We start from the raw sequence: 13,481 nt of genomic DNA on the forward strand, positions 1-13,481 counted from the left end.
GCCCTGAGCAGATGGCAGACTGTGCTGTCCCCCTGCTTCACTGCTGAAATGCGTATACATTTCCTAAGTCTAGCAGCTTCGTCAGTTCATCCAGCGCGTCGCGTCCCTCACGCAGCAACTGTGGGTCGACCAGATCGGCCTGCGTCAGGCGATCGCGGTAATGACGGTCAACCCAGTTATTCAGTGTGCTGAAGAGCTTTTCGTTCATCAGCACCGCCGGATTCACTGCCTGCTGCTCCTCTGGCGTCAGCACTACCCGCAAACGCAGGCAGGCTGGACCCCCTCCGTTATACATGCTTTCGCGCAGATCAAACACCTTCAGGGCTTTTAGTGGTGTATCAGCCTCGACCTGTTCACACAGGAAACGCCAGACTCCCGGATGCTGGCGTGACTCCTCCGGCAGCACCAGCATCATCGTGCCGTCAGGACGGCTCAGCAGCTGGCTGTTAAACAGATAAGTCTCTACCGCATCTTTCACTGAGACCCGGTCTGCCGGCACTTCCAGTGCGACAAAACCGGGGACGCGCGCCCGAAGCTGCGCGAGCAGTTCAGGCTGATCAACAAAGGCGTGCTGATGGCAGAACAGCATCTGCTGGTTGCTGACCGCAATCACATCGTTATGAAACACGCCCTGATCGATCACCGCAGGATTCTGCTGAGCGAACAGTATGCTTTCGGGTGAGAGCTGATGCAGACGGGCTACCGCCTCGCTGGCCTCGCGGGTCTGACGCGCCGGATAACGCTGCGGCGCTTTGCCCTCATGGCTGTTGTCGCGACCATAGACAAACAGCTGCACGCCGCGCTCGCCATAGTCACCGCCGAGACGGTTATGGTTAGCCGCCCCTTCATCACCAAACATCGCCACCTGCGGCAGCGCATCGTGCACGGCAAAATGGCGATCGTCGCGGAAGATGGAACGCAGCAGCCACGCGGTTTCTGGCGCTTCCATCGCCCGGTGGAATTTGTTGTTCAGGTTTGCCACCGTCAGGTGAACACGGCCATCCAGACTGTCTGCGGACGGCGAAACCGTCGCGGCATTGGCAACCCACATCGCCGACGCAGAGCTGGCGGCGGAGAGTAATCCCGGTGCGGTTTTCCCCGCCGCCGCCAGCACCTGCTCATCGCTGCCGCTGAAGCCGAGCTGACGCAGCGCCGCAATATTCGGCCGCTCGTGCGGCGGGATCACTCCCTGTACGTAGCCCATATCGGACAGCGCTTTCATCTTCAGCAACCCCTGCTTTGCCGCCAGACGGGGATTCGACGGCTGCAGCTGGTTGCGTGTCGAGGCTTCGTTTCCAAAAGACAGCCCGGCATAGTGGTGCGTTAATCCCACCAGCCCATCAAAGTTGGCTTCAGTTGCCTTCATGCGCTCTTCTCCGACGCGGAGAAATCAAGTCCCGGCGACAACGTGGCGGGCAGCGTCAGGTCCGGCGTCTCCAGTGAGGCCATCGGCCAGGCACAGTAATCCGCCGCATACCAGGCGCTGGCACGATGGTTGCCCGAAGCCCCGATGCCACCAAACGGCGCGGTACTGGCCGCACCGGTCAGCGGTTTGTTCCAGTTGACGATACCGGCACGGGCTTCAAGCAGCAGCTGATCGAACTGCTGACGTGAAGGCGAGATTAAACCGCACGACAGGCCGTAACGGGTCTGGTTCGCCAGCGCAATCGCCTCGTCAAAGGTGTCATAGCGGATTACGCCGAGTAGCGGGCCAAAGACCTCTTCATCCGGGATACCCGGCACACCGGTTAAATCGATAATGCCCGGTGTAAGAATGGCACTGTGACGATCCGGCCAGCGCATCGCCAGCAGCACTTCGCCACCCGCATCAACCCGCTGTTGCCACTCACTCATGATCTTCTCTGCCGCGCCCGTAGAAATCACGCTACCCATAAAGGGTTGAGGCTCAGCATTCCAGGCGGCCGGTTGCAGTCGTCCAGCGACCTCTGCCAGCCGCTGCAGAAATGCATCGCCCACCCCTCCACGTTTGACCAGCAGACGCCGGGCGCAGGTGCAGCGCTGACCGGCGGTAATAAAGGCTGACTGCAATGTAATGTTAACGGCCGCATCCAGGTCAGCCGGATCTTCCACAATCAGAGCGTTGTTACCGCCCATTTCCAGCGCCAGCATCTTCTCAGGCTGACCGGCAAACTGGCGATGCAACTGATAGCCGGTATGGGCACTGCCGGTAAACAGCAGGCCATCGATCTGGCTACAATTAGCCAGCGCCTGGCCGGTTTCACGTCCGCCCTGTAACAGCGCCAGCACACCAGCAGGCAGGCCCGCAGCCAGCCAGATTTCAACCGTTTTCTCGGCGGTTAGCGGCGTCAGTTCACTGGGTTTAAAGACCACGCAGTTGCCCGCCAGCAGCGCCGGAACGATATGGCCGTTTGGCAGATGGCCGGGGAAATTATAGGGACCAAATACCGCCAGCACGCCATGCGGGCGATGGCGCAGCGAGCTTTCGCCCTCATGCTGCTCACCGGTGCGGCTATGGTACGCCTTCACCGAAAAGCCAATTTTATTGATCATCGCACCGACTTCGGTCAGGGCTTCCCAGCGTGGCTTGCCGGTTTCACGGGCAATAGTTTCTGCCAGTTCCGTCTTGTGGGCCTCAAGTCCGGCCGCAAATTTTTCAATGATGACCTGCCGCTCCGCCAGCGGGCGTCTGGCCCAGCCCGGAAAGGCCGCGCGCGCTGCGTCACAAGCGGCCGTGACCTGTGCTACTGATGCCGCCTGGCCCTGCCATAACGTTTCACCGCTGACCGGATCCGCTTTAGTCAGGACCTCTGCGTCACCTTCCAGCCATTCTCCCTTTATCAGGTGCGTCATGCTGTTTTCTCCTCTTTGCAGAGCGTCACTACGCGCAGGCTGTCGCCCGGCTGACAGTGGAGCGCCCGCATCTGTTCATCCGTAAGTTGCACGCTGTCGCTGTCGGCATTGGCCGGGATCAGCACCACACGGAACTGGCGGTAATTGTTATTGGCAACCAGGCAAAGCGGCGCATCCGCCGGATTTTGACCCCTTTCTGCGCTGCGCAGACGGCTTTTACGTATGGCGCGGATGTGGTTGATATCGCACTCCAGCGTCGGGCCGCCATCAAAAATGTCAACATAGTTGAGGTAACGGAAGCCTTCGGCTTCCAGCACAGCACGGGCAGGAGCCGTTTGTGGGTGCACCTGTCCGATGACCGCCTGCGCCTCTGGCGTCAGGTAGTCGATATAGAGCGGATGCTTCGGCATCAGTTCAGCAATAAAGGATTTCTGGCCAGTGCCGCTAAGAAAATCGGCTTTGCTGAATTCCATTGAGAAGAAGCGACTGCCCACGCTCTCCCAGAATGGCGAATGCCCATGCTCATCGCTGATGCCACGCATCTCAGCCACCACCCGGTCGGTGAAGCGCTCGCGGAAATTAGCCATAAACAGGAAGCGGGACTTCGAAAGCAGATAGCCATTTTTGCCGTCACGGTAGTCGGGATCGAGAAACAGCGTGCAGAGCTCACTGCTGCCGGTGTGATCATTACTTAGCGACAGGGTTGGCAGCGCGGCGTAGACATTCAGCTCTTTCGAGGCGTGCACCTGTGTACCGACGCGGAAATTGTACCAGGGATCCTGCAGGCCGACTGCCACCTCAATGGCGCAGATGCCGACAGCACGGTTATCTTCACTGTCTGCCAGCACAAAGACATAGCCCTGTTCAGCGCGGGGCAGCGCATCCTCCCAGGTCTGCAGCGATCGATCGATACGCGCCTGTAACGTGGCGCTATCAACGGGCAGCGAGGTCAGCCCGCCTCCGGTTTTGCCGGCCAGAGCCATCAGCTGGCTTAAGTCATCGCGTTCAACCGGACGGATGACCATCATGATGCAGACCCTCGTACCAGATGTTCACACACCTCAGCAAAGCGTGCCATACCCAGCCTGACTTCCTGCTCACTGATATTCAGTGCCGGGGCAAAACGCACGACATTGGCACCGGCAATCAGCACCATCACACCCATCTCCGCGGCGGCCAGGTTAATCTCTTTGGCTTTACCGGCAAAGTTGTCGCTCAGTACTGCACCAATCAGCAGGCCCAGACCGCGCACTTCTTTAAACAGATGCAGACGCTGGTTGATCTCATCCAGTGCCGCAACAATCCACTCGTGACGCTGCGTAACACCGGTCATCATTTCAGGCTGATTGATCAGTTCCATCACTTTACCGGCCACCGCACCCGCCAGCGGATTGCCGCCATAAGTCGTGCCGTGAGTACCCACGCCCATTACCATCGCCAGATCTTCGCGGGTCAGCATTGCACCAATGGGGAAACCGCCGCCCAGCGCTTTGGCGCTGGTGAGGACATCCGGCGTGACACCATAATGCATATAGGCGTAAAGCGAGCCGGTGCGGCCAACGCCGCTCTGCACTTCATCAAAAATCAGCACGGCCTGATGCTTATCACAGAGTTCACGCAGTCCGCGCAGAAACGCCGGATCGGCAGGCAGCACGCCGCCCTCACCCTGAATCGGTTCAACAATAACCGCGCAGGTGTGGTCATTAATCAGTTCAGCCGCCGCAGCCAGATCGTTAAATGGCGCATGCTGGATGTCGGGCGGCAGCGGTGCAAAATCTTTTGAGTAAGCGGGCTGACCACCGGCTGATACGGTAAACAGGGTGCGGCCGTGAAATGCATTCTTAAACGCCACAATGCCACTTTTATGTGGGCCGACACGGTCATGCGCGACTTTACGCGCCAGTTTCAGTGCCGCTTCGTTCGCTTCTGCACCAGAGTTACAGAAGAACACCCGGTCAGCAAAGGTCGCGTCAATCAACTGCTTTGCCAGTCGCAGGATGGGTTCATTGGTGTAGCCATTACCGGTGTGCCATAAACGTGCGGCCTGGTCCTGCAACGCCTGTTGTAACGCCGGATGCGCATGCCCTAACGCATTGACGGCAATGCCACCAGCAAAGTCGATATAATCTTTGCCGCTTTGATCCCATACAGTAGAGCCTTCCGCGCGAACCGGTACAAAGGTCGCAGGTGCATAAACCGGCATCATCCATTGATCGAAATCGTGACGTGAAACGTGCAGTGCCATAACCCACTCTCCTGCTTTACTTTACCGGCCAGGTAAAGCTTATGTTTTAAAATTGTTAAAGGATGTTGTAATGCAGCCCTACTGTAGATTGCAGTTAACGTGCCAGCCAGAGAATTAATGCATAAAATGATCTTCATAACGAAATATCAATAGGTTACACGCTGACAATATTCACTTTATTTGCATACATAGTGAATAATTGTCTGATTGCACCGGCAAAGCGGGGTTTTAAATAGCGGAATTATGCATTCGCGGGATGAAATATCGCTTTTGTGATCGCTGATAAACTATCTCTCCAGGAAAGCCCGTCTGACGCCCTGTTTTCGCGCAGTTTGCCTCACGCTGGTGCAGTGCCTGATCGGTGAGTCAGCTGAAAAAAGGAAAACTGGCTAACAAGCGTTAACACGCTTTACCTTTCTGTCTGGCGGCAGTCGTACGACTCCGCACGTCTTACTGCGGTTAAATTTTCGCCTAAAAGATCATTATTTAACCATGCCGGACTGGGTTATTTCAGACGTGATTATTTGAACCGATAATATTATTCATGAAAAAATGAACAAATATTAATATGCATGCTAATGGTTAGAGAAAAAACATTATTTTTTACGATTTACAGCCGATAAGCCATAATTAAATCCGTGAGTAGATTGATTTGAAATCGTACAGTGAAAAATTTTTCTTATCGCCTGAGTTTATTTAAAAGCATTGATAATTATATAAAAAATAGAAATATTTTACATTTAAAAACCAGAATAAAATCTTATTACGCCGTTATTCAATCTGCTTTTTTGATGCTTATCAGCCATCTGAATATAAAAATCACAATTTGTTACTTATATTCCACTTTGTAAATTTATCTTTTTGTGTCATTTTCTTTTCACCCCGAAAACAGGGGAATAATAATTAATGAATACAGGGTAATAATTAAATGATGAAGCGCACTTTACTGGCGGCTGTGATGCCGTTACTGATTGGCCTCTCCTCGACGCAGGCCGCAGAAGTTTATAACAAGGATGGCAATAAGCTGGATCTGGTCGGCAAGATTAACGTGTCACACCTCTTTTCTGACGACGAAAAAAACAATGGTGACACCTCTTCTTATGCCCGCTTTGGTTTCAAAGGCGAGACTAAGATTACTGACCAGCTCACCGGCTACGGTTTCTGGCAGTATCAGTACAGCCTTCACAACTCCGAAGGGAGTGACGCACAGGCCACTAACCGTACCCGTCTGGGCTATGCCGGCCTGAAATTTGGTAAGGCGGGTTCGCTGGATTATGGCCGTAACTATGGCCTGGTGTATGACGCACTGAGCTACACCGATATGCTGCCGTTCTTTGGCGGTGACTCCGGTTATACCGACGCCTTCCTCTCAGGTCGCTCAACCGGCGTGCTGACCTGGCGAAACAGCAATTTCTTTGGCCTGGTCGATGGATTAAACCTTGCCGCGCAGTATCAGGGCAAAAACGATCGCAGCAGTAATATCGACGGTGTGCGTCGCGGCAATGGCGATGGTTTCGCCCTCTCCGCCTCTTATGACTTCGACTTCGGCCTGAGCTTCGCTGGCGCGTTTGCCAGCCTGGATCGCACCACGGCGCAAAATGCGGCCGCTCGCGGTGAAGGCGAGAAAGCCCAGCACTGGGCGACGTCGGTCAAATATGATGCGAACCAGGTTTATCTGGCCGCGATGTACGGAGAAACCCTGAACGCCACGCCGATTGTGGGCGGTTTCGCTAACAAAGCGCAGAACGTTGAAGCCGTGGCACAGTATCAGTTCCTGAACGGCTTCCGACCGTCCGTGGGTTACGTCTCATCGAAGGGCAAAGAGATTGAAAATATCGGCGATGCCGACATCATTAAATACACCGCCGTGGGTGCCACCTACTACTTCAATAAGAACATGTCGGTGTACGGTGAATACCGTATCAACCTGTTGAAAGACAACAATCCGCTCGGTCTGGCGACCGACGATATTACCGCGCTGGGTCTGATTTATCAGTTCTGATGAGACAGCGGGCCCGGCACTTTTCGCCTGGCCCGCTTATTGCCTCATGCCAGGCCACAGACAATGCCACGCGGCTTTTAGCCGAGCGCCCTGACTAAGCTGACGGCCACCGCCTCTTCCTGCATCAACTCTTCTACATTGGCGGATGCCAGCAGCGTCGTAGCCTGCCCGGCAGGTATCGGACGGCTAAAGAGATAGCCCTGTCCGTAATCACAGCCGCGCTTTCTCAGCCACCTTAGCGTGGCGACATCTTCTATGCCCTCTGCCGTAATCACCACATTCAGTCCCTGACAGAGCGCCAGCAGCGTTTCCACCACTTTTCGCTGCTCCACTCCGGTTACGATCCCGGCGATAAACGACTGATCAATCTTGATTTTAGTAATACCCAACCCCAGCAATGCCGACAGGTTTGAATAGCCCGTTCCGAAATCATCCAGCACCACCCCGATGCCTGACGCTTTCAGCAGACGAATCGCCTCGCGGGCGTCATCAGAAATCGCCATGACGTTCTGTTCGGTGATTTCAAGTTCCAGCATGACCGGCCCGGCTTGCTGCATAATCCCGGATAAACAGGTGGTCAGCGCCGGTCTCAGCAGCTGCTCTGGGGTAATGTTCAGCGACAGGCAGAGCCCGGCTGGCCATGCCCGGGTGGCACTGACGGCATCCTGCAGCAGCGCCACGGTCATGCTGTCCATCAACCCCAGCCGCTCTACTACCGGCAGAAATTCAGCGGGTGAGACTGTCTGGCCCGACGCCGTGATCCAGCGCGCCAGTATCTCAAAGCCGGTAATATTCCCGGTGCGCAGTGATACCAGTGGCTGCAGAAAGGGAACGATGGCATGACCGCTTACCGCGGCAACGACCTCCTGCTCCAGTCTTTCCCGCTGGCGAAAGCGCAGCTCCATGTCCGGTGAGAATCGGGCCAGATAAGAGCACTTATCCTGCTTCGCCTCGTACAACGCCAGGTCTGCCGCCCGCACGACATCAGCCTGGCCGGTGCAGGCTGAGCTGGCAATGCCAGCAGAAAGACTCAGGAAGGTGTGTGGCCCCGTCCGGATAGATGCCGCATGCTGGCAGAAAATTTCGGCGGCGGCCAGCGCCTGTTCAGCCTGTGAAGTGTCGGCAACAATGGCAAATTCATCCCCGCCGATCCGAAATACCTGACTCCCGCTGCCCGCCGTGGCGGTCAGCAGATCGGCCAGTGCGACCAGCGTGGTATCACCCTGACGATGACCATTCAGGTCATTGATACTTTTAAAGTCATTGATATCGAGCAGCGTCAGGGTAAAGGGCGTACCGCTGGCATCAAGCGCAGCAATGTGTGCACTAAACGCGCGACGGTTCATGACGCCCGTCAGGGCATCGGTTCCGGCTAACCTGAGCGCATTTTTTTCCGCGGCCAGGATTTTACGGATCAGGCCCGCAATAAGCAGCGCCGGAATAATCATGGCCAGTCCAGCAAATGAGGAGGATGTCAGGATAAACCTCAGCCGCTCGCTGGTTTCAAAATTAGTATCGTAGCTCAGACCCAGCAGGCTGGAGATCTGCGCCTCCAGCCCGCATTCCCACAGCGTGGAAAGTAAAATGATGGTCGCAATATTCAGCATTGCGAGCCAGAAAAGTTTCAGGCGCATGCGTTAGTTCCCGGTGATGGCAAGGTCAGACTGTTGTTTTAATTGTCAGTAAAAACCGGGGTGTACTGCTTATAGCCTGTCAGCAAAGCTGCCGACAATAATCACCCCGTGGTATTTCTACTCATAGCATTCGCGCGTTCTCAGCCGCCTTTCGGCAGCAAGGCTAACGACTGGCGGAGCCGCGCTTATGTCGGTTCCATCATCATTCCGCTAAGTGTTCTATCGGCAGCGCGGGCAAAATTAACAGGCCCGTCCAGTTAATTTTGTGCATTTCAGCTGTTCTGGCTGGCTCAGTGAAGCGCCAAAAGGGTCACGATCTCCAGACGATAAAAGTCGGATAATCAGTCTATTGAAGGGAATTCCAGCCCCACCATCGCCCACCCTTTACTGACCAAAAACGATGAAAATGAGTGTGATTTTTATTATGCAAAATTAAATCGTGCACTATTAAGTTAAATGTAACCCTCCAGAATCCTTTTCGCCTGCCGATATCGTGGTACTCAATAGACTTTCCCGGAAAGAACGATGAAAATTTCAACGCGCCTTGGCGCAGGTTTTGGCTTGCTTATTCTCCTGTTTGTTATCTGTGTGGGTACTGCGATTCATGCGCTGAATAGCGCCCGCAACAGTATGGACGAGGTGGTCAATGTCCGGCTGAATAAGTACCAGATTGTACTGGATATGCGAGGCGGCGTGCGGGATATGGCCATTGCGGTGCGTAACCTTGCCCTGATGACCGATCCGATCGCGATGAAGCCAGAGTGGGAACGTCTGCAAAAACAGCGGGCACTTTATATCCGCAACCGCGAAGAACTTTCGCGCATGATGCAGGCGGATGGCGGTGAGGATGGACAGGAGGCGATGAGCCGAATCATGTCCACTGAAGAGGCCGCCCTCTCCACCCTGATGACCGCAGGGAAACTGGGGCTGGAAAATCGTCAGCAGGAGGTCACTGGCTATCTGTTAACCGTCGCACGCCCCGCTCAGCAGAGTCTGCTAAAGGCAATCAACGATCTGACCGAGCTTGAGATGCGTAACAATCGGAATGCCGTTACAGACAACGCCAGTGCGATCACTCGCACCACCTGGATACTGATTATTCTGGCGGCGCTCTCCATGCTGGCTGCGGTCATCACCTGTGTATTGATTGCGCGGATTCTGATGCGTCAGCTGGGTGGGGAACCAGGCCAGGCTCAGACACTGGCTGCGGCGATTGCCGCGGGCGATCTGACGTCGCCGGTCACGCTGCGTCGGGGTGACAGCACCAGCCTGCTTGCCTCGTTAAGCGGTATGCAGACCAACCTGCGCGGGCTTGTGACGCAAATCAAGGACGCCTCTGCCTCCGTCGCGCTGGCGGCCGATGAGATTTCGCAGGGCAACACCGAGCTGTCATCCCGGACTGAGCAGCAGGCTGCTGCGCTGCAGGAAACCGCCGCCAGCATGGAACAGCTCACCGCCACGGTGAAAAGCAACGCAGCAGGCGCGCAGCAGACGGCGGGCTCAGCGCGCGAAGCCGCCACGCTGGCCCATGCAGGTGAAACAGATGTTCACCGCCTGTCGGAAACGATGCATGACATTTCTCTGAGTGCCGTTAAGGTGCGCGATATCACGTCGGTGATTGAAGGCATCGCTTTCCAGACCAATATTCTGGCGCTCAACGCCGCCGTCGAAGCGGCGCGCGCCGGTGAAGATGGCCGCGGCTTTGCCGTGGTCGCGGGGGAAGTCCGATCGCTGGCCCAGCGCAGTGCCACCGCAGCGCGCGATATCAAGCAGCTGATTGAGCAGGCCGTAACCCAGGTCGAGGAGGGTGTGACGGTGGCATCCGGAACGGGTGAGCGCATCCTGAAGATTGTCAGTCGCGTGGGTGAACTGGCCGATGCCATGGACAACCTCGCCCTCTCTTCCGGTGAACAGATGCAGGGCATCTCCCAGGTCAGCATTGCGGTGAGCCAGATGGATGGCGTCACCCAAAACAACGCCGCGCTGGTAGAGGAGTCCTCTTCTGCATCACAGTCACTGCTGGGCCAGGCGCGCGACCTGCGCGGCATGGTTGAGACCTTTACGGTGTAGGCCTTTCCGGGGGCACACCGCACCGCGGGGACGGCTGTCATCACAGGTCGATAACGGGTGTGGTGTGATGAAACCAGCCTGGGTTAAACGCTGAAATTTTGCAGTCTGTGTTGCACGCTTGTGCACGCTGCACGCAAGGGTTGCGGCCGGTTATATTGACTTCAATTTAGTTTGACTCAATACTGTGTCACCTTGCAATCGGAGGCGCAGATCAGGGCTTTTCACGCGGCCGCGATAGCGCTTAAAGGTCTGGTGTCTGACACCAGAAAAGAGATGCTGCCGCAATGGCCATCTCCCCGAGACACTTAGCGAGACTTCACGGCTGGCAAACCACCTGTAGTCTGGCTGTCCCCCCGGACTCAGAATGAGTTAACAATATGAATGATGAAACTGCGGGGATCTCTGATACGCCTCCCGCCAGTGCAGCGCCTGAAACCATCGACCAGTTTCTCTGTTTTGCGCTTTATTCCGCCTCACTTGCCATGACAAAGCTCTATCAATCACGGCTGAAACCGCTGGGACTGACCTATCCGCAGTATCTGGTGCTGCTGGTGCTGTGGGAAAAAGATTACCTGACCGTCTCTGATATTGGTGCACGTGTCCGGCTCGATTCCGGCACGCTCAGCCAGCTTCTGAAGCGACTGGAGAGCGCAGGCATTATCTGCCGTCAGCGTGACACCGGAAATGATGAGCGCCGGGTGTTCATCTCTCTGACGGAACAGGGTCACGCGCTTAAAATCGCGGCGGCGGGCGTCCCGGCTGATATGGTCTCGGTGATGGATACCGACTGTAATGAGCTGGGCGAACTGACGGCTCAGGTAGCCACGCTGCGTGAAAAACTGCTTAGGGCCCTGCCATGAAACGGGTTGTAGATAAACGTGTGGACAGGCTGAATAGTCAGCGAGTTCCTTCATGCGCTGTTCAGCCAGACTGTCACCGCTGGAGTTTCTTTTGAGTACCGATAAACCGGCGGATATGGATGACGTCCATGCCGTGGTAGGCCATGCTGTATCCAGTCTGCTGAAGTCAGGCAAGACGGCAGGCATACAGGAAATAATCACTTTTCTTCAGCATCAGCAGGCGCGGTCGGTCAACGGTCAGAGAGAGGTCTACGCCAGGGCCGTTCGCATTGTGACGAACATGATTAACTGACGGTTTCATCGCGTGCAGCACTAAGGCTTCGGGTCGCCCTGCCCGCTGCCGCGTATTCAGAGCGGGTTAGCCTATGCTCAATGAGCGGCCTTTCTGGCCTCTCATTCTTATCTGTCAGGGCTACGCATCCAGCGGCCCTGTTTATCTGGACAGTTTAACGGCTATTCTTATTCGGCATGTGCCGCCCGGGCAACCTCTCTGACGGCGGTTTCTACCCGCTCTGAATCTTTCTGAATGCTGGCAATTACTTCTCCGGCTTCACGCATCAGCATCACCCCCTGGCCCGTATTCGCCAGCGAGCTTTCAATGCCGCGGAGCACCTCTCTGGCCAGCTGATTATTTCCTGCGACCACCTGTTCGATCTCCTCAGTCGCACTACTGACGCTGGCGGCCAGGCTACGGACTTCTGCCGCCACGACCGCAAAACTCCGGCCTGACGTGCCTGCCCGTGCGGCCTCAATGGCAGCATTCAGTGCAATAAGCCGTGTCTGCATGGCAAAACGCCTGATGGTTTCAACCATGCCGTCAATGCTGTCAGACTGGCTGTTAAGGCGTGTGACAACCGTCGAAACGCCGTTCATCTCTTCAGCAATCCGGTTGATCATCTGAATACTGTTGTCGATAACATCCGCGCCTGCCTGTGCGCTTCCCCGCGTCTGAACGGCCATGTTCCAGGCCTTTAACGCCGCATCATATTCCTGTTGATTACGCAGCACCTGTTCCGTCACATCAGTGGCAAATTTAACGATTTTGGTAAGCTGACCGTCACTGTTAAAGACAGGATTGTAAGTTGCCCTGAGCCAGAGAGGTTCGCCACGCCGGTTAAGGCGCGGAAACTGACCCGAGAAGAATTCGCCCTGATTCAGCCGTGCCCAGAACTGACGGTACTCCTCGCTCTGAGAGAGCGCTTCTGAACAGAAAAGCCGGTGATGCTGCCCTATAACCTCAGCAGCCTGATAGCCTGTAGCCTGAAGAAAGTTTTCATTTGCCTCCAGCACCTGCCCGTCAGGGCTAAAGGCGATCATCGCCATAGAGCGGCTGATCGCATTAATGATCGACGCCTGCTCCAGGGATGCGTGCATCCGCTCCGTAATATCAGCGGCGATTTTAATAATTTTGTAGACTCTGCCGCGTCGGTCAGTGACCGGAATATAGCTTGCCTCCAGCCAGACTGGCCGCATACCTTTCGCCAGCCGAAGAAATTTATCACTGAAACTTTCGCCTGCCGCCAGACGCTGCCAGAAGCGTTGATATTCTGGCGAATTCACCAGCGCGGCTGGGCAGAACATGCTGTGATGCTGACCCACGATTTCGTCTGACCGGTATCCGATGGTCGACAGAAATAGCGGGCTGGCTTCCTTAATTATGCCGGCAGGCGTGAATTCAATAACGGCCATAGTGCGTGCCAGCGAACGGAACGACGCGGCATAATGCAGGCCACGCTGAATAAGAAAAGAAGGGAGGAGATATTTCAGTAAATTCATGCGCATCAGCAAAACCAGAAGGAGTAGGAATTGCTGTAGTTATCGGCTTTGATGCGTCGGCC

The 13,481-nt window shown here is 55.6% G+C and carries 10 protein-coding genes; 4 read left to right on the forward strand and 6 right to left on the reverse strand.

Annotated features, from left to right (window positions below):
- Window positions 1–37: 37 nt before the first annotated feature.
- From astB to ACR8BF_RS10745, 4 genes are read right to left on the reverse strand one after another with little or no spacing between them, the layout of a single operon-like run.
- The gene (gene astB, locus ACR8BF_RS10730; RefSeq protein WP_434744923.1) at window positions 38–1,366 is read right to left on the reverse strand and encodes an N-succinylarginine dihydrolase; all 1,329 of its coding nucleotides are present in this window, start codon (window positions 1,364–1,366) and stop codon (window positions 38–40) included.
- On the reverse strand, window positions 1,363–2,832 hold the full coding sequence (astD, locus tag ACR8BF_RS10735; RefSeq protein WP_313698968.1) for a succinylglutamate-semialdehyde dehydrogenase: 1,470 nt from the start codon (window positions 2,830–2,832) through the stop codon (window positions 1,363–1,365). The genes astB and astD overlap by 4 nt, the downstream gene beginning before the upstream one ends.
- Window positions 2,829–3,860, reverse strand: coding sequence for an arginine N-succinyltransferase (gene astA, locus ACR8BF_RS10740; RefSeq protein WP_179895919.1), 1,032 nt, complete (start codon window positions 3,858–3,860; stop codon window positions 2,829–2,831). The genes astD and astA overlap by 4 nt, the downstream gene beginning before the upstream one ends.
- Window positions 3,857–5,077 carry an aspartate aminotransferase family protein gene (locus ACR8BF_RS10745; RefSeq protein WP_292992881.1) on the reverse strand — a complete coding sequence of 407 codons (1,221 nt, stop codon included), beginning with the start codon at window positions 5,075–5,077 and terminating at the stop codon, window positions 3,857–3,859. Before ACR8BF_RS10745 ends, astA begins: the two co-directional genes overlap by 4 nt.
- A gap of 928 nt (window positions 5,078–6,005) precedes the next feature.
- Between ACR8BF_RS10745 and ACR8BF_RS10750 the strand changes: the two genes are divergently transcribed.
- Window positions 6,006–7,079 (forward strand): porin, encoded by a 1,074-nt coding sequence (locus ACR8BF_RS10750; protein WP_304622167.1) that lies wholly within the window; start codon window positions 6,006–6,008, stop codon window positions 7,077–7,079.
- Window positions 7,080–7,156: 77 nt separating this feature from the next.
- Here ACR8BF_RS10750 and ACR8BF_RS10755 read toward each other — a convergent pair whose 3' ends face one another.
- Window positions 7,157–8,713 carry a putative bifunctional diguanylate cyclase/phosphodiesterase gene (locus ACR8BF_RS10755; RefSeq protein WP_179895921.1) on the reverse strand — a complete coding sequence of 519 codons (1,557 nt, stop codon included), beginning with the start codon at window positions 8,711–8,713 and terminating at the stop codon, window positions 7,157–7,159.
- A gap of 525 nt (window positions 8,714–9,238) precedes the next feature.
- On the opposite strand from ACR8BF_RS10755, the gene ACR8BF_RS10760 reads away from it, so the two are divergent.
- The 3 genes from ACR8BF_RS10760 (at window position 9,239) to ACR8BF_RS10770 (ending at window position 11,935) form a co-directional block, all read left to right on the forward strand.
- Window positions 9,239–10,783 carry a methyl-accepting chemotaxis protein gene (locus tag ACR8BF_RS10760; RefSeq protein ID WP_434744924.1) on the forward strand — a complete coding sequence of 515 codons (1,545 nt, stop codon included), beginning with the start codon at window positions 9,239–9,241 and terminating at the stop codon, window positions 10,781–10,783.
- Window positions 10,784–11,160: 377 nt separating this feature from the next.
- Window positions 11,161–11,643, forward strand: a complete 483-nt coding sequence (locus ACR8BF_RS10765) for a MarR family winged helix-turn-helix transcriptional regulator (RefSeq protein WP_179895923.1) — start codon at window positions 11,161–11,163, stop codon at window positions 11,641–11,643.
- A 91-nt stretch (window positions 11,644–11,734) separates the two neighbouring features.
- Window positions 11,735–11,935, forward strand: coding sequence for a hypothetical protein (locus ACR8BF_RS10770; RefSeq protein ID WP_255434124.1), 201 nt, complete (start codon window positions 11,735–11,737; stop codon window positions 11,933–11,935).
- Between the two features lie 167 nt (window positions 11,936–12,102).
- On the opposite strand, the gene ACR8BF_RS10775 is transcribed toward ACR8BF_RS10770, so the two are convergent.
- Window positions 12,103–13,419, reverse strand: a complete 1,317-nt coding sequence (locus ACR8BF_RS10775) for a methyl-accepting chemotaxis protein (protein ID WP_434745935.1) — start codon at window positions 13,417–13,419, stop codon at window positions 12,103–12,105.
- Window positions 13,420–13,481 lie beyond the last annotated feature (62 nt).

Source organism: Candidatus Pantoea rara (assembly GCF_051136265.1).
GTDB classification, from domain to species: Bacteria; Pseudomonadota; Gammaproteobacteria; order Enterobacterales; family Enterobacteriaceae; genus Pantoea; species Pantoea rara.